This window comes from Arthrobacter sp. MP_M4, assembly GCF_035984855.1.
Lineage (GTDB): Bacteria > Actinomycetota > Actinomycetes > Actinomycetales > Micrococcaceae > Arthrobacter.
Map to the genome: position 1 here is coordinate 21655 of NZ_JAXCHX010000002.1, position 21298 is coordinate 42952.

Genomic DNA, 21298 nt, shown 5'->3' on the forward strand with positions numbered 1-21298 from the left:
CGGAATACCCAGACCTTCAGGGAGACGCCCGAGCAATGGCAAAGATTATCTATACCCACACCGACGAAGCGCCGATGCTGGCAACCTATTCGTTCTTGCCGATTGTTGAAGCCTTCGCTTCGACGGCCGGTGTGGAGGTGGAGACCCGCGACATTTCGCTGGCCGGCCGCATCATCGCCACCTTTGGCGACTACCTCACCGAAGAGCAGCGAGTCAGCGACGCCTTGGCGGAACTTGGCGGCCTCGTCAAGAAGCCCGAAGCCAACATCATCAAGCTGCCCAACATCAGCGCCTCGACGCCGCAGCTGAAGTCCGCCATCGCGGAACTCCAGGGCCAAGGCTACGCCCTGCCGGATTACCCGGACAATCCCTCCTCGGACGAGGAGACGGACATCCGCTCCCGCTACGACAAGATCAAGGGTTCCGCCGTCAACCCCGTGCTGCGCGAAGGTAACTCCGACCGCCGCGCTCCGCTCTCGGTCAAGGCCTACGCCCGGCAGAACCCGCACAGCATGGGCGCCTGGACCGCCGGGTCCAAGACCAACGTCGCCACGATGGCTGCCGATGATTTCCGGTCCAACGAAAAGTCCGTAGTCATCGAGGCAGCCGGAACCATTAAGATCCAGCTGCTCAAGGAGGACGGCACCGTCAAGGTCCTCAAGCGGGCGTTCCCCGTCCTCGCCGGCGAGGTTATCGACGGCACCGTGATGCGTGCAGCCGCCCTGGATACGTTCCTCGCGGCCCAGGTGGCCCGCGCCAAGAATGAGGGCGTGCTGTTCTCCGCACACCTGAAGGCGACCATGATGAAGGTCTCGGACCCGATCATCTTCGGCCACGTCGTCAAGGCTTACTTCGCCGAGCTCTTCGACACCTACGGCGCCCAGATCGCTGCCGCCGGCCTGAGCCCGAACAACGGCCTGGCCTCCATCCTCAACGGCCTCGAGGACCTTCCCGAAGAGATCCGCGCCGACGTCGGGGCGGCCATCCAGAAGGGCCTCAACGAGGGCCCCGAGCTGGCCATGGTCGATTCGGACAAGGGCATCACCAACTTGCATGTCCCGTCGGACGTCATCGTGGACGCCTCCATGCCGGCCATGATCCGCAGCTCCGGCCACATGTGGGGCCGCGACGGCCAGGAGGCCGACACGCTCGCCGTCCTCCCGGACAGCAGCTACGCCGGGATCTACCGGGTGGTTGTCGACGATTGCCGCGCCCACGGCGCCTTCGATCCCACCACCATGGGAACTGTGCCGAACGTGGGCCTGATGGCCCAGGCAGCTGAGGAGTACGGCAGCCACGACAAGACCTTTGAAATCCAGTCTGCCGGCACCGTCCAGGTCGTTGACGACGCCGGTTCCGTGCTGATCGAGCACCAGGTAGCCCCGGGCGATATCTGGCGCGCCTGCCAGACCAAGGATGTGCCGATCCGCGACTGGGTCAAGCTGGCCGTGACCCGCGCCCGCGCTTCCGCCATGCCGGCCGTGTTCTGGCTGGACAAGTCCCGGGCCCACGACGCCCGGATGATCGCCAAGGTCGAGGAATACCTCAAGGGCTACGACACCGATGGCCTGCAGATCGCCATCATGTCCCCGGAGGAGGCCACGGCCTACACCCTCGAACGCATCCGCAAGGGCGAGGACACCATCTCGGTGACGGGCAACGTGCTGCGCGACTACCTGACGGACCTGTTCCCGATCCTGGAACTGGGCACGAGTGCCAAAATGCTCTCCGTGGTTCCGCTGATCAACGGCGGCGGCCTGTTCGAAACCGGCGCCGGCGGCTCTGCGCCGAAGCACGTCCAGCAGTTGCTCAAGGAAAACCACCTCCGCTGGGACAGCCTGGGTGAGTTCCTGGCCCTCGCGGTCAGCTTCGAGCACCTGGCCACCTCCACGGGTAACGCCCGTGCCCAGATCCTGGCTGACACCCTGGACCGTGCCACCGCCACCTTCCTGCTGGAGGACAAGTCCCCGAAGCGCAAGGCCGGCGAACTCGACAACCGCGGGAGCCACTTCTACCTCGCCAAGTTCTGGGCCCAGGAACTGTCACGCCAGAATGACGACGCCGAGCTGGCGGCAGCCTTCGCGAATGTTTCCGGCGCACTGGATTCCGGCGAGGAGACGATCATCAGCGAACTCCTTGCCGTCCAGGGCTCCCCGGTGGATCTCGGCGGCTACTACCACCCGGACGTGGCGAAGATCGAGGCTGCAATGCGGCCCTCGGCGAAGTTCAGCGACGTGCTGTCCATGCTTGGCTAGCAGACCGGGCGGCGTCCCTGCGGACGACAAAGCTTGCCAGACGGTGCACCGGATTTTCCCGGTGCGCCGTTTGGCGTTTCCATGGCCCCGGGCTCCGGACGGCTGTTGCCTGCGCGGGCCCGGTCGCCTAGGGTACTAAGCAAGCTTAGTTTCGGTTGCGGGGCCGCAGGAGTTCCGTCGCCGGGGCGAAGGTCGCCAACCCCGAGGAGACGTCCCATGCCAGCAGAGCCCACCATCCATATCCCCGGCGCGCCGTCCGTGGAACCGCCTGCGGTGGAGGAACCCACCACGCCGCGGGAACCGCTTCCGCCCAAGCCTGACCAGCAGGGACCAGAGGCCGTCTCGCCGACCGGCAGCCCCACCGGCGCGCCGGTGAACTCCCGGGCCCAGTCCGGTGCGTACCTCACCACCGCCCAGGGGCTCCGGCTGTCCGACACGGACCATTCGCTGAAGGCCGGCCGGCGCGGCCCGGTACTGCTCCAGGACCACCACCTGCGCGAGAAGATCACGCATTTCGACCACGAGCGCATTCCCGAGCGTGTGGTCCACGCCCGCGGCGCCGGAGCGCACGGTGTGTTCCGCTCCTACGGGACCGCGACGTATGTCACCCGGGCCGGTTTCCTGGCCAAGGATGTTGAGACTCCGGTGTTCGTCCGTTTCTCCACGGTGCTGGGTTCCCGCGGCTCGGCGGACACGGTTCGTGACACCCGCGGTTTCGCCACCAAGTTCTATACCGACGAAGGCACGTTCGACCTCGTCGGTAACAACATCCCGGTGTTCTTCATCCAGGACGGCATCAAGTTCCCGGATATCGTCCATGCCGCCAAACCCCACCCGGACCGCGAAATCCCGCAGGCCCAGAGCGCCCATGACACGTTCTGGGACTTCGTTTCGCTGCACACCGAGGCGCAGGCCCACACTCTGTGGAACATGTCCGACCGGGCCCTGCCGCGCTCCTACCGCACCATGGAGGGCTTCGGTGTCCACACCTTCCGACTGGTCAATGCCGAGGGCAAGACCAGCCTGGTGAAATTCCACTGGAAACCGAAGCAGGGTGTCCATTCGCTGCTCTGGGAGGAAGCCCAGCTCATCAACGGCATGGACCCGGATTTCCACCGGCGGGACCTGGCGGACGCCATCGAAGCCGGCGCGTTCCCGGAATGGGAACTGGGTCTGCAGGTCTTCCCCGACACGGAAGAAGAGTTTTTCGAGGGCATCGACCTGTTGGACCCGACGAAGTTCATTCCGGAGGAGCTGGCACCCGTGCAGCCGATCGGCGTGATGACCCTGAACGCGAACCCGGTGAACTACTTTGCCGAGACCGAACAGGTCGCCTTCCACCCCGGCCACCTGGTGCCCGGCATTGACGTGACCAACGACCCGCTGCTGCAGGTCCGGTTGTTCTCCTACATCGACACCCAGATCAGCCGGCTGGGCGGTCCCAACTTCAGCCAGCTCCCCATCAACCGTCCGCACGCCCCCGTCAACGACATGCTGCGTGACGGCATGCACCAGACAGCCGTACACGGGGGAGTGGCGCCGTACCACCCGAATTCGCTCGACGGCGGTTGCCCGTTCCTCGCCGGCGCCGACCTCGGCGCTTTGATCGAAGTTCCGGAGCACATCGCCGAAGCGGTCAAGGAACGGAAGTCACCGGCATCCTTCGAGGACCACTACAGCCAGGCGCGGTTGTTCTTCCGCAGCCTGACACCCGTGGAACAGGACCATGTCATCCAGGCTTACACGTTCGAACTGGGCAAGTGCTACGAGGAAACCGTCCGCCAGCGCCAATTGCTGGCCCTGGCGAACATCGACCCGGCATTGTGCGCCGCCGTCGCCGCCGGGCTCGGCATGGCGGCACCGGAAGCCACCGAACAGGTGGAGGACGCAGCCCCAAGTCCGGCCGTCTCGCAGATCGGCGGTTCGTGGCCGGTGAGCGGCCGCGTGGTGGGCATCATCGCCGACGAGGACAGCGACCTGGACTCCGTCCGGGCCGCCCGGACTGCCTTGGACGCTGCCGGTATTGTCCCGCTGGTCATTGCGCCGTCCGGCGGTTTCCTGGGCGGCCCCGGCGGCATCCCGGTCCAGCGGACCTACCTGACGGCCCGTTCCATTGAGTTCGACGCCGTCCTGGTGGCCGCCTCGGGGGCGCCGGCCAAGGACGCCGCGCAGGGCCGGGATGCGAAGGCCGGTGAGCCGGGCGCGTCCCTGGATCCGCGGATCGTGCTGATGCTTTCGGAGGCGTTCCGGCACGCCAAGGCAATTGGCGGCTGGGGGCAGGCCGCTGCCTGTCTTGATGGGGCAGCCATCCCGCGGGGCGCTGCCGGCATTGTTCTGGGCGATGGGGCTGACGATGTCGTGGCCCAGCTCACCGGCCTGCTCGCCGAGCACCGGGCCTGGGATCGGTTCCCGGCTGCCGGGGCCTAGCAAGACGGGGGCCCTTAGGAAGTAGGGCCCCGACGGCAGAGGGACACGGATAGAGACACAAAAGGGAGGAGCCCGCCGGGCTTCTCCCTTTTGTGTCCTCTGGAATTCCGCGGAGCGCCGTGGCTCCGGCGCTGGCCGTTGTTCTCAGCCGTTGCCCTTGCTTTTCCCCTTGGCCTTGCTGTTCTTGCCGCCGTTGTCTTGGCCGCCGCCGCCGGCGTCGTTGCGGGCGGGGGGCGCAGGGGTGGTGGCCGGCGGGGGAGGAGCCGGCGCTGCAGCGGCCACGGCGGCTGCCTGGGCGGCTGCGGCGGCGGCATCGGCCTGCGCCGCCGCCTCCTGTTCGGCAGCAATCCGGGCAGCCTCAGCGGCCGCGACGCGGGCAGCTTCGGCTGCCTGCTGGGCGGTGAGGTCTGCCCGGACGGCGTCGACGGACGCCCTGATGCTCTGGTGGCGTTGAAAGGACACCTCGCCGCGGGCGGCAGCTCCGTCGAGTTGCACCGCCAGGTCATCGAGCTCTTGCAAGGATGCTCCGGCATCGTTGGCGGCGGCGGCCTCGGTCACGGCAAGCACCTGGGATTGCAGCTGCCGTGCGGCGTCGCGGTCCAGTTCCGGAGTTGCGGTGCAGCCCGCGAGCGTACCGGCGGTCATGACGGCGCCGAGGAGGAGGCGGCCGAGGTGGTGCAGGGCGGGGCGCGTGCGGCCAGGGTTCATGGTTCCACGCTCTTTTGCAGCTCTTGGAGGTGTTGGCCCAGGTCCCCGGTCACGTCCGGATAGGAAACCTCCTCGGCCGGTGCAGGCGTTGCAAGGGCCACGGCGGCAGTTCCAGTACCCGCAACGACAGCCAACAGCGCGAGGGTCAGCAGGACCCGGGTGCGACTGCGGACGGCCCGAAATCGCGACGAGGTCCGCGCTCCCAACGACCCGCGGCCTTTCCGCGGAACGGTGAGGGCGTCCGGGTCCAGCCCGTGCGCGCCCGGCTGAGCGGGCAGAACGCGCGTGCGGTCCTCTGGGAGGAGCCCCGGAAGGAGGCCCGGCGAGACCAGGGCACGCCGGAGCGCGACGTCGACGTCCGAGGCGGACGGCCGGTGCTGCGGGTCCAGTGCCGTCATGGCACGGATTAACCCGGCCCATTCGGCGGGCAGGAAATCAGGGATGGCTGGGGCGCGGTGGAGCCTCGCGACGGCGGATTCCACGGCGCTGCCGGGATACTCCACCTCGCCCTTGATGCATTCGAGGAGGACCAGCCCCAGCGAATAGATGTCAGTTGCCGGTCCGAGGTCGGCGCCCCGGGATTGCTCGGGGCTTAAATACGCAGCCGTTCCCACCATGGTGCCGGTGGCAGTCAGTCGGGTTCCGTCCACGATGCGGGCGATCCCGAAGTCGGTGACCTTCGGCCGTAAGGGCTCGCCGGGACGGACCGGGACGAGCAGGATGTTGGCCGGCTTAATGTCCCGGTGAAGGATGCCGAGGGAATGAACATAGGCCAGGGCGGCGGCGGCGCCGGCGCCAATGACGGCGGTCTCGTTCAATGGCAGCGGGCTGTGCCGGATCCGTGCCCGGAGGTCCTGTCCTTTGACCAGTTCCATGGTCAGGAACGGCCGGGGCTCCTCGGGAATCCGGCTGTCCGTGCCCGCGTCGAGAAGCGTCACCAGACCCGGATGGTTCAGGGTGGCGAGGAGTGCAATTTCCGCTTCTTGCCGCCGAAGCTCGTCTGCATCAGCAGATTGCGGGGCAAAAAGCTTTAGTGCCACCTCACGGCCAAGCTTCGCGTCCGTGGCTGCATACACGGACGCCATGCCGCCCCGGCCGATCACTTCCCGCAACCGGTAGCGGCCGCCCAGGAGCTCTTCCGCCGCGTCGCCAGTGGATGAACTGTCCATGTGCGTCCCCATCCCTTTCCTACGGGCGCCGCGGCGGCGCCCTCAAGAATGTTACCGGGACGGTAGCTGCTCCGGTACGGCGGACGTGGACCGACGGCTGCCGTACAGGTGGATGCGGCCGGATTCCGGTGGCCGTTGGGTCCCCCAGCGGACCCAACGACCGTTTGCTGTGCCGGACTCCGGTGGCCGTTGGATCCCCCAGCGGACCCAACGACCGTTTGCTGTGCCGGACACCGGTGGCCGTTGGGTCCCCCAGCGGACCCAACGACATCGCTCCGGCGCTACAAGACCATGCGCGGCCGCCGCGCTCTAGGGCGGGCGGGCCGAGGGGCGCAGCCTGGGCTTACGGCACACGGGCTGCCCTGCAGGCCGGTCCGGGGCCGGGCACTGTGCCGTGGGGACTACGGGCACAGAGACCCATGCAGCGTCGGCGACAGGTGAAAAAGGGGTGCCGGAATACCGGCAGCGGACGGTGGCGTCCATTGGGGATCTCCTGAATGACTGTTGGCGGGCGCGCAAGGCAGCCCGATTGGCCGTGCTCTGTGGAGGGCAGTGACGGCTAACTAGTCAGGAGAGGAGCCGGGGTCCGCGGCGACGGCCGAGTGAACGTGCTGCAGCGGCCCGCTGATCGGGTCTGTGCCGGCGGTGGGAATTACCAAGTAGGGGCTGGGAAGCCAGGCAGCGCCGCTGGCCGGGCCACCGGAGGAAAGGGTGTTTCCGGATCCTGAGCCGGGGGCCGCCGGAAGGGCATCGGGCGCGGGCAGACCTGTCCCGTTGGGCCAGGGGCTGTGGTGGTCTTTGCCGGGGGACGGCACGGAGCCGCCGGGGAGGGAACCCGCCGGGGGAGGATCGGTGGCCGGTGCCGCAGCGTTATCAACGACGGCCCTGTCCAGGGCAGGAAGATATAGGGCACTGCCAAGAAGCCCGATGGCGGGCGCCGCCGTCGCATTCCGTGGAGCCGCAACAGCCGGGTCGATAACAGGGCAGTCCGGTGGAACATTGGAGACGCTTTCAACGCCAGGGACTGCCGGAGCGGGGTCCTGCGAAGGTGGCGCCGCACCAGGCAACGCCGCACCGGGCAGTGTACCGCCGGGCAGTGCAGCGTCGGCGAGCGACAAGTCAGGGGCAGCCGGCTTAACCGGCAGCACAGCATCCTTCACCGGCGGTGTCGTTGGAAGCGGATCGGCAGGGTCAGTGACGGCGGGGTCGGTGACTGCGGGGTCGGTGACTGCCGGGTCGGTGACTGGGGGGTCGGTGACTGGGGGGTCGGTGACTGCGGGGTCGGTGACTGCGGGGTCGGTGACCGCAGGGTCCGTTACAGGCGGGTGGGCGGGTGCTGGCACTGGGCGCACCGGATCGGTGCTTGGCTTCGGGGAATGCTTAACTGGTCCGGTCGCGGGCCGCGTTGGTCTCGGAGTAGCGACCGGCGGGGTGGGAGCGGGGGCCGGGGAGCTCACGTGCGGATCCGGTGAAGGCGGGGTGGACGGCCCACGAACGGGTTCCGGGATGGGCGGGGGAGCGGGCGTGGAAGGGGGAACGGGAGCGGAAGTAGGTGCTTGGCTGGGCGGCGGCGCGGACGGCGCAAGAACGGGTTGCGGTACCGGCAGGGGAGCCGTGACGGATGTGGGTTCCGGGGTGGGGGCAGGCGCCGGAACGGAGGTGGGTGCCGGGGTGGTGGCAGGCGGCGGGACGAGCGAGGGCGCGGGGACGGGTGCGGGAACTACGGGCTGGGCTGGCGGGACCGCGGGCACCGGCAATGAGGGCGGAGGAGTGCTGTCAGAGGGGACCACGATGACCACCACAGCGGTGGCAGTGGGGGTCGGCACGGGAGCGCCGGCGTCGTCCGCGCTGGCGGCGGCGGCAGAGAACGCCAGCCAGGCCAGTCCTGCGGCGCCGCCCAGAATGACTTGCCGGAGACGGCGCGCGCGCCAAGGGAGTGATGCTGGGTCCACGTGCACACCCCACTTCCCCGGAAGCTCGCTGGTTGCCTACAGGGTACGGCCGCGCGCGGGGATGCGTCCAGAGCACATTGGAAAGATGGCAGGAACGGCGGCCCGGTTCCGCGGCCTGGTTCCGCGGTCACCGGACGTCGTTCGGGTATCCCACCCCGAGCTGGGCGCGCACTCCGTCAAACAGCCTCATGGTGTTGAGCGAGTCCTCCAACGGCATCACCGGGCTCTCGGTGAGTCCCTGCTGGATGCAGCGGGTCACCTCCCGCAGTTCATAGCAGTAGCCGCGCCCGGCGACGTCGAAGGATTCAGTGCGGGGTTCATCGGAGCCTACCTGGATGAGGAGTTCTTTGGGATTGTTGATCGACCCGCTGGTCTGCAGGAACCCCAGGCTGCCGGCGACTGTGGCAGTCCGGGGGCCATGCGCCAGCAGCGACGAAGTTAGTTGCGCCTGCGCGCCGTGGTGGTAGCCGAGAGTCAGCGCGTTCTGGGCGTCCACGCCGTCGTCGTTAAGCCAGCCCGTGGCGCTCACCGTCTGCGGGAAGCCCAGGGTGCCGAGGGCCCAGAGCAGCGGGTAGACGGTGAGATCCAGCAGGGCGCCGCCGCCGTCCTTTGGTGCCCAGAGGCGTGACGTGGGCGAATAGGGCGCCGGGAAGCCCAGGTCCGCCGAGACCCACTTGACTTCACCGATTTCACCGGATGCAGCGATCTCGAAGGCCCGCTGCATGCTGGGCAGGAAGCGGCTCCAAACCGCTTCCATCAGGAACAGACCGTTGGACCGTGCCAGGGACACCAGTTCGGCGGCCTCGCGGGCGTTGACGGTCAGTGCCTTTTCGCACAGGACGTGCTTGCCGGCGGTCAGGGCCGCCAGCGCGATGTCGTGGTGCTGGGCGTGCGGGGTAGCAACATAGACGACGTCGACGCCATCGTCCTCAAGCAGGCGCTCGAATCCGGCCCTGCCATCCCCGTTGCCGTAGGCACGGGCGAAGCCGAAGTCGGCCGCGAAGGCGTCGGCTGCAGCCTGGGTGCGGGAACTGACGGCGTAAAGCTCCGCGTCGGCCAGGAGCCCCAGGTCGCGGGTTACTGTTGCCGCGATGCCTCCCGTGGCGATCACTCCCCAGCGCAGTTTGGCGCCGGTGGCGGTGCGGGGATCGGGATCGGGCTGGCCGGCCAGCCAGGGCGCAGCAATGTGGGTGGTCATGGAGCCATCCTCTCACCGGGGCGGGGACCGGCGGGGACTTACGCGGGAGATGTTGCTGCGCAGCAAAAAGCCCCGGTTCCGCCGTGAGGCGGAGCCGGGGCTCTCTGGTGTCAGGAGGAATGAACTACTTCGTGAGCGGTCCGAGTACCGGATCGTTGACGTAGGCAGTCTTGACGTTTTCCTTGGTCACAATGACCGGCTCCAGCAGGTACGCCGGAACAACCTTGACCTTGTTGTTGTAGGACTTGTCGTCGTTGACCTCAGGCTTCTTGCCCGCCTGAAGGTCCTTGACCATGGTGATGGCATGCTCGACGAGCTTGCTGGTGTCTTTGTTGATGGTGGAGTACTGCTCGCCAGCCAGAATCGACTTGACGGACTCAACCTCGGAGTCCTGGCCGGTGATGATGGGGAGCGGCTTGCCGGCGGCCTTGACCGACGTCAGGACTGCGCGGGCCAGGGTGTCGTTCGGGGACAGCACGCCGTCGAGCGTGGCACTGCCGTAGCTGCCGGTCAGCAGGGTGTCGGCGCGACGCTGGGCGTTCTCCGCCTTCCAGCCCTGGGTGACTGCCTGCTCGAAGGACGTCTGGCCGGACAGGACCTTGAGGGTGCCGTCGTCGATCTTCGGCTTCAGGATGCTCATGGCGCCGTCGAAGAAGACCTTCGCGTTGGCGTCATCGGGCGAACCGGCGAACAGTTCGATGTTGTACGGGCCTTCGGGCTTCTTGGCTTTCATGCCGTCCAGCAGGGCCTGGCCCTGGAGTTCGCCGACCTTGAAGTTGTCGTAAGCCACGTAGTAGTCAACGTTGGCGGTGTTCAGGAGCAGACGGTCATAGGCGATGATCGTGGCGCCGGAATCCTTGGCCTGCTGCAGCTGGGTACCCAGCTGCGCACCGTCGATGGCACCGACGATGATGACCTTGGCACCCTTGGTGATCATGGCGCTGATCTGGTTCTGCTGTTCCGAAACGCCGCCGTTGGCGAACTGGACGTCTGACTTGAAGCCGGACGTCTTGAGCCCTTCGTTGAACAGCTTTTCGGCCAGGACCCAGTTTTCGGAGGTCTTCTGCGGAAGTGCGACGCCGATCAGGGAGTCTTTCGGGAACGCCTCGCCGCCGGCGGAGGAACCGCCGGTGGCCGCGGTGTCGCTGCGGCCGCAGGCTGTCAGCGCCAGTGCCGCAATAGCAGCGATTGCTGCTGCCTTTCCTGCTTTACCAATCATTCGCATTGCTTGGTTCACTTTCTTTTGGGGGGTGCGGGGAATCGTGATGGAACGGATCGGGGAGGGCTTCAGGCGCCCTTGGAAATGACTTCTTTGGTGGAGGTGGTCTCGTCGGGCTTCAGCTCGTTGCTGCGGCTGAAGTTCTTGAGCATCAGGCCGATGATCGACTTCTTGCCCTGCGACTTGTTGTAAACGTCGAACGCAACGGCGATCAGAAGCACCAGGCCCTTGATGATCTGGGTGAGGTCGGCACCAACGCCGAGCAGCTGCAGGCCGTTGTTCAGGACAGCCATCACCAGGCCGCCGACAATCGAGCCGATCACAGTACCCACGCCGCCGGTCACCGCGGCGCCGCCGATGAAGACAGCAGCGATGGCATCCAGTTCCCAGCCAACGCCGTCGAACGGGCCTGAAGCCGTGGACCGGCCGACGAAGATCATTCCGGCGAGGCCGGCGAGGACGGACATGTTCATCATGACCAGGAAGTTGACCTTCTTGGACTGGACACCGGAGAGTTCGGCAGCATGGCGGTTTCCGCCGACTGCGTAGATGTGGCGGCCGATGACCGTCCGGGAGGAAACGAAGCCGTAGATGAGCACCAGGGCGGCGAGGATCAGGCCGGGGATGGGGAAGGAGGTTCCCGGCCGGCCGGTGGCGAACAGGTACGTGGCGTAGAGGATGGCGCCGCAGATCAGGATCAGTTTGGTGATGCTGACCCAGGCTTCAGGCACCTCGGCGCCGAGGGCCTTGGCGTTCCGGCGGGAGCGGACCTCACTGAAGACCACGAAGGCGACGCCCAGCAGGCCCAGCAACACGGTGAGGTTGTTATAGCCGGTGCTCGGGCCGACCTCCGGCAGGTAGCCGGAGCCGATCTTCTGGAAGTCGGCGGGTACCGGGATGGTGTTGGACTTGCCCACGTACTGGTTGGCGCCGCGGAAAATCAGCATGCCGGCCAGCGTGACGATGAATGCCGGGATGCCGACGTACGCGACCCAGAACCCTTGCCAGGCGCCGATCAGGACGCCCAGCAGCAGGCCCAGCAGGACACCCAGGTACCAGGGGATGCCCCAGTCCCGGATCATCAGGGCCACGCAGACGCCCACGAAGGCCGCGACCGAACCGACGGAGAGGTCGATGTGTCCGGCAATGATGACCAGAACCATGCCGATGGCGAGGATCAGGATGTAGGAGTTGCCGTTGAAGAGGTTGATGACGTTGCCGGGGGTCAGCGTGTTTCCGCCGGTGGCCACCTGGAAGAAGACGATCAGTGCCACCAGGGCGAAGATCATGCCGAATTGGCGGGTGTTGCCGCCAAAGAGCTTCTTGAGCGCGTTCATTGTTTCAGTCCTTGTTTCCGGAGTGTTCGGAGTGTTCGGATCGTTCGGATCGTTCGGAGCCGGGGCCCCGGCGGGTCAGGCCGACTTGCGGGCGGAGGTCATGAGCTTCATCAGGCTCTCCTGGCTCGCTTCGTCCTTGTTCAGCACGCCGGTAATGGCGCCTTCGAAGATGGTGTAGATGCGGTCCGAGAGGCCCAGCAGCTCGGGCAGCTCCGAGGAGATCACGATGACGCCCTTTCCCTGGTTGGCCAGCTGCTGGATGATGCCGTAAATCTCGTACTTGGCGCCGACGTCGATCCCACGGGTGGGTTCGTCCAGGATCAGCAGCTCGGGGTCGGTGAACATCCACTTCGCCAAAACCACTTTTTGCTGGTTGCCGCCGGAGAGTTTGGCGACACCTTCCTCCACCGAGGGGGCTTTGGTCCGCAGCGATTTGCGGTACTGCTCGGCGACGGTAAAGACCTTGTTGGTGTCAATGACGTTGTGCCTGCTGACTTCGCGCAGGTTAGCCGAGACCGTGGTGGCCTTGATGTCATCGAGCAGGTTCAGTCCCAGGGACTTGCGGTCCTCGGTGACGTATCCCAGGCCGGCGTCGATAGCCTGCTTGACGTTCTTAAGCTCGATCTCCTTGCCGTTCAGGTAAACCCCGCCGGAGAGGAACCGGCCGTAGGAGCGGCCAAAGACCGAGCGGGCCAGCTCGGTCCGTCCCGCGCCCATCAGCCCGGCGAAACCGACGATTTCCCCGCGCCGGACGAAGAAATTGGAGTTCTTGCAGACCAGGCGGTCCTGGATCTGGGGGTGCCCCACGTTCCAGTTCTTGACCTCGAAGAAGACCTCGCCGATCTTCGGTTCATGGTCGGGGAAGCGGGATTCCAGGGTGCGGCCCACCATGCCCTTGATGATGCGGTCCTCGTCGACGCCGTCGGCCTTGACGTCCAGCGTCTCAATCGATTTGCCGTCGCGGATGATGGTGATGGAGTCCGCGATCTGTTCGATCTCATTGAGCTTGTGCGAAATGATGATGGAGGTGATGCCGCGGCCCTTCAGGCCGAGCATCAGGTCCAGCAGGTGCTGGGAATCGGATTCGTTCAGGGCGGCCGTGGGCTCGTCGAGAATGAGCAGCTTCACCGACTTGTTCAGGGCCTTGGCGATTTCAACAAGTTGCTGCTTGCCGACGCCGATTTCCTTGATCGGGGTTTCGGGTTCTTCCCGCAGCCCCACCCGGGCCAGCAGTTCGGTGGTCCGGGTCCGGGCCTCGGCCCAATTGATCACACCGCGCTTGGTGGGCTCATTGCCCAGGAAGATGTTCTCCATGATGGACAGTTCGGGGATTAGCGCGAGTTCCTGGTGGATGATCACGATGCCGGCGTGCTCGCTGGCCCGGATGTCCTTGAACTGCTGGACTTCGCTCTGATAGACGATGTCGCCGGTGTAGGTGCCGAACGGGTAGACCCCGGAGAGCACTTTCATGAGCGTTGATTTGCCGGCGCCGTTTTCGCCGCAGATCGCGTGGATCTCGCCGGCTTTCACCCGCAGATTCACCTCGGCCAATGCTTTAACGCCGGGGAACTCTTTGGTGATGGAGCGCATCTCGAGAATTACCGGATCGCTGTGCGTGTTGAGGGACGTCATCTGCCCTTACGCCTCCAATGCATGACTTCGTTGTCCGCCCCTGCAAACCGCAGGGCCGTCTGATGGAAAAGTAAACTGGATCACAGGCCTTGTCGTCAAGTCTTTAACGCAACGGCCCGATAACAAAAAGCTCAGTTCCGCCGGATTCCGGCGTGCTGGAAGACCAGGGAGGTGGCCCCGAGGGCCTCTGCGCGGTCGCCCAGCGACGACATGGTCAACGTTGTGGTCTCGCCGATCACGGGCACTGCGTGCCGGACCAGGCCCCGCCGGATCGGATCCAGCAGCAGCTCCCCGAGGCCCGCCAGCGGTCCGCCCACCACGATCACCTCGGGGTTGATCAGGTTCGCCACATTGCCCAGCGCCCGGCCGGCGGCGAGGCCGGCGTCATCCACCACCCGCAGGGTGGCGGAGTCCCGGGCGAGAGCCTTGCGGACAATGTCCTCCGGGGTGACCGGCTTGTCCTCGCCGCGGCCCAGGAGTTCGATCATGGTGGTGGTGGAGGCGATGGTTTCCAGGCATCCGCGGTTACCGCAGCGGCAGACCAGCCCGTGCTCGTGGATGGTCGCATGGCCGATCTCGCCGGTGATCCCCACGTTGCCGTAATAGGGCATGCCGTTCAGGATCAGGCCGGCGCCAATGCCGGAGCCGATCTTGAGGAACATCAGGTTGCTGGTGCCGGTGTGGGGCCCCCAGGTGACCTCCGACAGCGCGCCGAGGTTGGCGTCGTTGTCCACGAAGACCGGGAGGTCCAGGGCTTCCTCGAGCCGGTGCAGGATGTTGATCCCCACCCATTCGGGCAGGATGGCCCCCTGTGCCACCGTCCCCGTGCGGCGGTCGATGGGCCCCGGAATGCCGACCCCGGCGCCCACCACCGCACTGCGTTCCACGCCGCTGCCGGCCAGGAGCCGGTCCAACACTCCGACGGCGGCTTCGATGCCCTCCTCGGCGTGGTGGCCCAGGGGGAGGAGGACCGATTCCTCGGCGATCACGTGGTAGCTCAGGGAGGCCAGAACCACGCGGAGGTGCCGGCGGCCAAAATCGATGCCAACGGCGACGGCCCCGTTGCTGTTGAGCCGGACGTTCAGGGCGCGCCGGCCGGAGCTGGTGATCGGTTCGGTGGAGGCCAGTCCGGCATCCTGCATGATCTTGACAATGTTCGAGACCGTCGCCGTGGAGAGGCCGGTCTGCCGTGCGAGTTCCGCCTGCGTCGAGGGACCGGCGAGAAGGCACTCAATGATCCGCTGCTGGTTCAAATGCCGGAGTGCGGATTGCGATCCGGGGTTTTTGGTGCGGCTCCTCGTTGAGCGCGTTGATGAGGGCATGCAAAGAAGAGTGCCCCATTCCCGTCTTGTAGTCAAGAAGTTAACGCATGGACCGGCGCGGTACGCCGGGATAGCAGTGCGGCCCGATCCGGCGCCGGCGGGTCCGGACCTCCGCCCGGCCGGGCCGGGCATTCCACCCTGCTGCCACTCCGGCCGGGCGGAAATGCACCGCGACTTTCACGACGCCACGCGGCTACGCTGGAAAGACGAGAGTCCGCCGACGAGGGCGGACCCCGGATGCTGAGGTGGTAACGGTGCTCCTGGCCCTGATGCAGGCGAATGCCGCCGTGCTGGATATCGAAGCCAACTGCGGCGCTATCGACGCGGCCGCTGCCACGGCGGCCGCCGCAGGCGCCCGCCTGCTGCTCACCCCCGAGCTTTTTCCGGTGGGGTATGCCCCCTTGCGGCTTCGGGCCGACCTTGATCCGGCGGTACTGGCCCCCCTCCGGCGGACCCTGGCGGAAATCGCCCGCAGGAACGGCGTCGCGCTGGTGTACTCCCTCCCCGCCGTCGGCGCGGCAGGGCAGTGGCAGATCACGGCCACGCTGGTCGACGAGGACGGCACCGAACTCCTCAATTACGCCAAGGTCCATCTTTTCGGCCCGGACGAACGCGAGGCGTTCGTCCCTTCCGAGGCAGGCCCCCGCGTCGTGGACTTCCACGGGGTGAAAACCGCACTGGTCATCTGCTACGACGTGGAGTTTCCGGAATCCGTCCGCGCCGCCGCGGTGGGCGGCGCCGAACTGGTGCTGGTGCCGACGGCTCTCGGCGAGGGCTTCGAGGCAGTGCCGCAGCTGCTGGTCCGGGCCCGGGCGCTGGAGAACCACGTGACGGTGGCCTACGCCAACCACTCCGGCACCGAAGACGGTTGCGCCTTCCTCGGCGGCAGCGTCATCGCGGGCCCCGACGGCGGCCTCCTGGCCGCGGCCGGCACCGGGACGCAGCTGCTGTTCGCCGATGTGCCGGTGCCAGCGCCGTCCGCCCAGGACGTGGCGTACCTGGCTGATCTCCGGCCGGGGACCTACCGGTCGTGGAACGGCTGACCGGGAAGCCCGTCCACGTACTGCAGTGCAATCCAGAGCTCCGCCCGGGCCTGCGCCTGGTTGAGGTCCATCTCCAGCAGCTCCCCGAGGATGCCGATTTGCCGGCGGATGCTGTTGCGGTGAAGGCCCGTGGACTTCGCTGTCGCATCCCAGCTGCCGTTCGCCCCGAGCCATGCGCTGAGGACGCCCAGCAGGGCATCCCGCTTCTGAGGTTCCAGTAGCAGCGCAGGGCCAAGCAGGCGGGTGGCCAGCAGGGCGCCGGCTTCCTTGCCCAGCAGCCCGGTGACGGACCAGGTAACCTCATCGACGCGAACGCTGCGTCCTGACGACGCCACGCGGCCGCGCAGGGACCAGGCATGCTGGTAGGACGCCGGCAGGCCGGAAAGTTCCGCGGTGCTGCCGATGACGAGGCGCCACCCCAGGCGTTCGACGCCGGCCAGCACGGCGTCGTCCACCTTCAGCCGGGTGATTGCGGCAAAGCCGTCCTCGGTGATCTCCACCAGCTTGGTGTCAAACATCCGCCGCCACTCCAGCAGCTCCCGGACCGGACTGTCGCCGGAGCGGCCGGGGCGGCCGGGGGCCGTGCCGCCTGCCGGTCCCTCCATGCCGCGGGCAGCCTCGGGGCGGAGCCCCAGGACAACGCGCAGCGGCCCGGACCGCGTGGAGGAGACGCTTTGCGCCAGCAGATCCTTGAGTCCGTTGACATGGCGCGTCCCGCCGGAGTCCACGCTGTCCGGATGCAGCAACAGTGCGGTGGCGAGCTGGCTCGGGGCCAGCGAACCGCTGGTGCGTTGCCGGACCAACAGTTCCAGCAGCCCGACGGCGGTGGAGACCACGCTGTTTTGTGCCGGGGTCAGCGGGGCGTCGGTGCCGAGAATCAGTGCGCCCAGGGTGGCGTCCCGGGTGCTGCGCAGGGGATATCCGAAGACCAGTGCGGAGCCTGCCGTGGCGAACGAGTCCATCTCCACGCGGGGGCCGCTGCCGGACAGCAGCCTCGCCAGCAGGGGCTGGAGTGTCGGCAGGTCCACGCCCGGGGCGGGACGCCCGCCGGGCGTGCCGGCGGCCCCGCGGGCACGCGGCCGTCCGTCGGCGCCCACGAGCACCGCCCAGACCGGAACCCGCTGGGCGAGGGCGGCCAGGAGCTCATGTTCTGGGCGGGCCGACAGGACGGCGCGCATGAGCTGCCGGTTGGTGTCGGCGAGCTGCCGGAACGTCGTGGCGGTGTCCGATTCCAGCAGCTGGGAAAATTCCAGGCCGACGGCGGCGAAGGGAACGGTTTTCGGGACGGCGACGAGGGTCAGGTTGTGCCGCTGGCAGGCGAGGACCACGGAGCCCGGCACGGTATCGAAGTAGGGTTCCAGGCCGAAGCCCAGCGCAGAGACGCGGGCCTCGACCAGCCGCTGCACATAGGCATCCACGAAGTCCTCCCGGCCGCCCGCGCCCAGGAAAGGCAGGCCGGCGGTGAGCAGGAACTCACCGTCGAGCAGGTAGGGGGTGGGATCCTCCAGTTCGCTTGGCTCCACCCAGCGCAGCCGCTCGTCCCCGTTCCCGCCGTCGTGCAGGAGGGACAGTTCCGGCGGCAACTGGCGCAGAAACTGCGCAAGGGTGACGAATCCCAGCCGCTCGGGATCCTCAGCAGCCACGGCCGCCACTACCGGGCCAAGCGACGGGCTTCAGGGCGATAAGTCTCATGACTGAAGACTACAGGGCGTTTTGCACAACCATGAGAGCTGGCTCACAAGCTTAGGGTGGACCCCGGGGAAAGACCACTACTGCAGATAAGGGCGTCAACGATGACTGTGCCAACTCTCGCCGGGGAACGGCCGCCGGCCACTCCGCAACGTCCCGGCCTGGCGGCGCAACTGCTCCGTCGCAAACCGATCGGACAGCTGGTCCGCGAAGCTGAAACAGGCCACGGCGGCACCGGGCTGGTCCGCAGCTTCGGTGTGCTGCACCTGACGATGATCAGCGTAGGTGCCACCCTCGGCACCGGCATTCTGGTGATCCTCGGCGAATCCGTCCCGCTTGCCGGACCGGCCATCTGGATCTCCTTCGCGATCGCCGGCCTCGCAGCGCTGCTCTCCGCCGTGTCCTACGCCGAAATGGCCGGTCTTGTTCCGGCGGCCGGGTCAAGTTACTCCTACACCTACGCGACCATGGGCGAAGGCATGGCCTGGATCTGCGGCTGGTGCCTCGTGCTCGAATACGCCGTGTCCGTGGCCGCCGTCGCCGTGGGCGCCGGCCAGTACGTCAATGAGGCCCTCAACGTCTTCGGACTGGCACTGCCGGACGCCATCTCGCAGCCCCCCGGAGACGGCGGCGTGCTCAACGCCCCGGCCATGGTCATCGTGGCCCTTGCCATGGCGCTGCTGGTCCGCGGCGCCAAGGAAAGCGCCGGGATCAACACCGCCATTGTGCTGATCAAGGTCGGCATCCTGGTGTTCTTCTGCGCCGTGGCCTTCACCGCCTTCAACGCCGCACACTTTGAGCCGCTGCTGCCAATGGGTGCAGCCGGCGTCTCGGCGGCCGCCTCCCGGGTGTTCTTCTCCTACATCGGATTCGACGCCGCCTCGACAGCCGGTGAGGAAGCCCGCAACCCGAAGCGTGACCTGCCGCGGGCCATCCTGCTCTCGATGCTGATCGTCACCACCATCTACGTGCTCGTCGCGGTCGCGGCTATCGGTGCGCGGCCGTGGGGCTGGTTCGACGGCACGGAAGCGGCGCTCGTGAAAATTCTGGAGGAAACCACAGGGCAGCCCTGGATCGGGCTGGTGTTCGCCGTCGGCGCCGTCCTGGCCATTGCCAGCATCGTGCTCACGGTCCTCTACGGACAAACCCGCATCCTGCTCGCCATGGCCCGGGACGGGATGGTCCCCAAAGTCTTCGGCCGCGTCTCGCCCCGCACCGGCACCCCGGTTGCCGGGACCCTGATCGTGGGGCTCGTCGTCGCCCTCACCGCAGGCCTGGTCCCGCTCGGAGCGCTGGCGGACGCCACCAGCATCGGCACGCTCTTCGCCTTCGCCCTGGTCAACATCGCCGTGATCCACCTCCGGCGCCGCCGGCCGGAACTTCCGCGCAGCTTCCGCGTTCCGCTGTTCCCACTGACCCCGATCCTTGGAGCCGCCATGTGCGGGTATCTCATGCTCAACCTCGGCGCCGAGACCTGGGTGGTCTTTGGCCTGTGGATGCTGGCAGGGCTCGCCGTGTACTTCGGCTACAGCCGCCGGCACTCCCGGGTGGCGGCGCTCAGCGACGAGGAATACGGTGAACTATCCGGCCCAGCCCCTTCCGGCACTCTCTCCAGCACCGAACCGACGAAAGCGCACCGCTCATGACAACCGCCACAGAACTTCCAGCTCCCCGGCCGACGCCGGACGCCGGCGCGCCCATCACCATGCTGAATCCGGATTTCCCGTTCAGCTACGACCACTACCTGGCCCACCCCGACGGACTCGGCTCCATCCCCGAGGAGTTGTACGGCACGGAAGTTGCTGTGGTGGGCGCCGGGCTCTCAGGGCTGGTTGCCGCGTACGAACTGATGAAGCTGGGCCTGCGGCCGGTTCTTTACGAAGCCGACCAGATCGGCGGCCGGCTGCGGACCGCGAGTTTCCCTTCCGCCGCCGGCGTCGTGGCCGACCTCGGCGGGATGCGCTTCCCCGTTTCCGGCAAGGCGTTCTACCACTACGTCGAGCTGCTCGGGCTGCAGACCGCGGAGTTCCCCAACCCGCTGGCTGCCGTGACCTCCAGCACCGTGATCGAACTGGCCGGACAGAAGCACTATGCCCGCACCCCGGCGGACCTCCCGCCGTTCTTCCGGGAAGTCGCCGCGGCCTGGAAAGCCGCCGTCAACGACGGCGCCCAGTTTGTGCAGATGCAGGATGCCATCCGGGCCCGGGACACGGCCCGGATCAAGGAACTGTGGAACGCGCTCCTTCCCCTGCTGGACGAACAGACCTTCTACGGGTTCATCGCCGGCAGCGACTCGTTCAAGCAGGCCGGGTTCGCCCACCGGGAGGCTTTCGGCCAGGTGGGCTTCGGCACCGGCGGCTGGGACACGGACTTCCCCAACTCCATTCTCGAGATCCTGCGCGTGGTGTACACCGACGCCGATGACGCCCACCGCTCGATCGACGGCGGGGCGCAACGGCTCCCGGAAGCGCTCTGGGAGCACGCGCCCTCGGGCATGGCCCACTGGCCCGAGGGGACGTCGCTGGCGTCGCTGCACGCGGGGGCGCCGCGGGGCGCCGTCGACAGGATTGCCCGGGACGGCAGCGGCGACTTCCGCATCCGGGAACGGTGGGGCCGCGAGGCCCCCTATCCGGCCGTCATCACCACGTGCCAGTCGTGGTTGCTCTCAACCCGGATCCACACCGAGGAGACCTTGTTCCCGGCCCAGCTGTGGACGGCGATCGAACGCTCGCACTACATGCAGTCGTCCAAGACGTTCGTGATGGTCGACCGGCCGTTCTGGAAAGACGTTGACCCGGTGACGGGCCGGGAGGTGATGTCCATGACCCTGACGGACCGGCTGAACCGGGCCACCTACCTGCTGGATAACGGGCCGGACCAGCCTGCCGTGATCCTGCTGTCCTACACCTGGAACGATGACGCGCTGAAATGGCTGTCCCTCGACGCGGACCAGCGGGTGGAGCTCATGCTGCACTCCCTCGCGCAGATCTACCCGGACGTGGACATTGCCAGCCACATCGTCGGCCAGCCCATCACCGTCTCCTGGGAAGCGGATCCGAACTTCATGGGGGCTTTCAAAGCCAACCTGCCGGGGCACTACCGCTACCAGCAGCGGCTTTTCAGCCACTTCAAGCAGGACCAGCTGCCGGAGCGGCAGCGCGGCATCTTCCTGGCCGGCGACGACGTCTCCTTCACCGCGGGCTGGGCCGAAGGCGCCGTCACCACCGGGCTGAACGCGGTCTGGGGCGTGGTCAACCACCTGGGCGGGCGCTCTGCGGCCGGGAACCCCGGACCGGGCGATGTGCTGGATGAGCTGGGACCGATCTCCCTGGACTAGGGCCCGGCGC

Annotated in this window: 14 protein-coding genes; 5 read left to right on the plus strand and 9 right to left on the minus strand. The window is 67.2% G+C overall.

The window, feature by feature from the left end:
• Positions 1 to 35: 35 nt before the first annotated feature.
• Complete coding sequence (locus RCH15_RS02630) at positions 36 to 2255, plus strand: NADP-dependent isocitrate dehydrogenase (protein ID WP_326957769.1); 2220 nt, start codon at positions 36 to 38, stop codon at positions 2253 to 2255.
• Positions 2256 to 2471: 216 nt separating this feature from the next.
• Positions 2472 to 4682: a catalase gene (locus tag RCH15_RS02635; protein ID WP_326957773.1), complete on the plus strand. Its 2211-nt coding sequence runs from the start codon at positions 2472 to 2474 to the stop codon at positions 4680 to 4682.
• 144 nt (positions 4683 to 4826) lie between these two features.
• Here RCH15_RS02635 and RCH15_RS02640 read toward each other — a convergent pair whose 3' ends face one another.
• The 8 genes from RCH15_RS02640 to RCH15_RS02675 form a co-directional block, all read right to left on the minus strand.
• On the minus strand, positions 4827 to 5390 hold the full coding sequence (locus RCH15_RS02640; RefSeq protein WP_326957775.1) for a mucin-associated surface protein: 564 nt from the start codon (positions 5388 to 5390) through the stop codon (positions 4827 to 4829).
• Positions 5387 to 6559 carry a serine/threonine-protein kinase gene (locus tag RCH15_RS02645; protein WP_326957777.1) on the minus strand — a complete coding sequence of 391 codons (1173 nt, stop codon included), beginning with the start codon at positions 6557 to 6559 and terminating at the stop codon, positions 5387 to 5389. Before RCH15_RS02645 ends, RCH15_RS02640 begins: the two co-directional genes overlap by 4 nt.
• Positions 6560 to 7122: 563 nt before the next feature.
• On the minus strand, positions 7123 to 7902 hold the full coding sequence (locus RCH15_RS02650; RefSeq protein WP_326957779.1) for a hypothetical protein: 780 nt from the start codon (positions 7900 to 7902) through the stop codon (positions 7123 to 7125).
• A 736-nt stretch (positions 7903 to 8638) separates the two neighbouring features.
• Entirely contained in the window at positions 8639 to 9709 is a 1071-nt protein-coding gene (locus RCH15_RS02655) for a Gfo/Idh/MocA family protein (RefSeq protein ID WP_326957781.1), read from the minus strand.
• A gap of 124 nt (positions 9710 to 9833) precedes the next feature.
• Complete coding sequence (locus RCH15_RS02660; RefSeq protein ID WP_326957782.1) at positions 9834 to 10934, minus strand: sugar-binding protein; 1101 nt, start codon at positions 10932 to 10934, stop codon at positions 9834 to 9836.
• Between the two features lie 62 nt (positions 10935 to 10996).
• Positions 10997 to 12265, minus strand: coding sequence for a multiple monosaccharide ABC transporter permease (mmsB, locus tag RCH15_RS02665; RefSeq protein WP_326957784.1), 1269 nt, complete (start codon positions 12263 to 12265; stop codon positions 10997 to 10999).
• A 75-nt stretch (positions 12266 to 12340) separates the two neighbouring features.
• Positions 12341 to 13897, minus strand: a complete 1557-nt coding sequence (gene mmsA, locus RCH15_RS02670) for a multiple monosaccharide ABC transporter ATP-binding protein (protein WP_326957786.1) — start codon at positions 13895 to 13897, stop codon at positions 12341 to 12343.
• 131 nt (positions 13898 to 14028) lie between these two features.
• Positions 14029 to 15219, minus strand: a complete 1191-nt coding sequence (locus tag RCH15_RS02675) for an ROK family transcriptional regulator (RefSeq protein ID WP_326957788.1) — start codon at positions 15217 to 15219, stop codon at positions 14029 to 14031.
• A gap of 254 nt (positions 15220 to 15473) precedes the next feature.
• Here RCH15_RS02675 and RCH15_RS02680 point away from each other — a divergent pair, with 254 nt between their 5' ends.
• Positions 15474 to 16262: a nitrilase-related carbon-nitrogen hydrolase gene (locus RCH15_RS02680; protein ID WP_326957791.1), complete on the plus strand. Its 789-nt coding sequence runs from the start codon at positions 15474 to 15476 to the stop codon at positions 16260 to 16262.
• On the opposite strand, the gene RCH15_RS02685 is transcribed toward RCH15_RS02680, so the two are convergent.
• On the minus strand, positions 16241 to 17905 hold the full coding sequence (locus RCH15_RS02685) for a PucR family transcriptional regulator (RefSeq protein WP_326957793.1): 1665 nt from the start codon (positions 17903 to 17905) through the stop codon (positions 16241 to 16243). The genes RCH15_RS02680 and RCH15_RS02685 overlap by 22 nt on opposite strands.
• A 150-nt stretch (positions 17906 to 18055) precedes the next feature.
• Between RCH15_RS02685 and RCH15_RS02690 the strand changes: the two genes are divergently transcribed.
• Together RCH15_RS02690 and RCH15_RS02695 are read left to right on the plus strand one after the other, a co-directional pair.
• The gene (locus RCH15_RS02690; protein WP_326957795.1) at positions 18056 to 19597 is read left to right on the plus strand and encodes an amino acid permease; all 1542 of its coding nucleotides are present in this window, start codon (positions 18056 to 18058) and stop codon (positions 19595 to 19597) included.
• Positions 19594 to 21288 carry a flavin monoamine oxidase family protein gene (locus RCH15_RS02695; protein WP_326957797.1) on the plus strand — a complete coding sequence of 565 codons (1695 nt, stop codon included), beginning with the start codon at positions 19594 to 19596 and terminating at the stop codon, positions 21286 to 21288. The genes RCH15_RS02690 and RCH15_RS02695 overlap by 4 nt, the downstream gene beginning before the upstream one ends.
• Positions 21289 to 21298 lie beyond the last annotated feature (10 nt).

Coding starts and splice junctions, on each gene's coding strand:
- RCH15_RS02630 (WP_326957769.1), top strand. CDS start 36: ATGGCAAAGATTATCTATACCCACACCGACGAAGCGCCGATGCTGGCA.
- RCH15_RS02635 (WP_326957773.1), top strand. CDS start 2,472: ATGCCAGCAGAGCCCACCATCCATATCCCCGGCGCGCCGTCCGTGGAA.
- RCH15_RS02640 (WP_326957775.1), bottom strand. CDS start 5,390: ATGAACCCTGGCCGCACGCGCCCCGCCCTGCACCACCTCGGCCGCCTC.
- RCH15_RS02645 (WP_326957777.1), bottom strand. CDS start 6,559: ATGGACAGTTCATCCACTGGCGACGCGGCGGAAGAGCTCCTGGGCGGC.
- RCH15_RS02655 (WP_326957781.1), bottom strand. CDS start 9,709: ATGACCACCCACATTGCTGCGCCCTGGCTGGCCGGCCAGCCCGATCCC.
- RCH15_RS02660 (WP_326957782.1), bottom strand. CDS start 10,934: ATGCGAATGATTGGTAAAGCAGGAAAGGCAGCAGCAATCGCTGCTATT.
- mmsB (WP_326957784.1), bottom strand. CDS start 12,265: ATGAACGCGCTCAAGAAGCTCTTTGGCGGCAACACCCGCCAATTCGGC.
- mmsA (WP_326957786.1), bottom strand. CDS start 13,897: ATGACGTCCCTCAACACGCACAGCGATCCGGTAATTCTCGAGATGCGC.
- RCH15_RS02675 (WP_326957788.1), bottom strand. CDS start 15,219: ATGCCCTCATCAACGCGCTCAACGAGGAGCCGCACCAAAAACCCCGGA.
- RCH15_RS02690 (WP_326957795.1), top strand. CDS start 18,056: ATGACTGTGCCAACTCTCGCCGGGGAACGGCCGCCGGCCACTCCGCAA.
- RCH15_RS02695 (WP_326957797.1), top strand. CDS start 19,594: ATGACAACCGCCACAGAACTTCCAGCTCCCCGGCCGACGCCGGACGCC.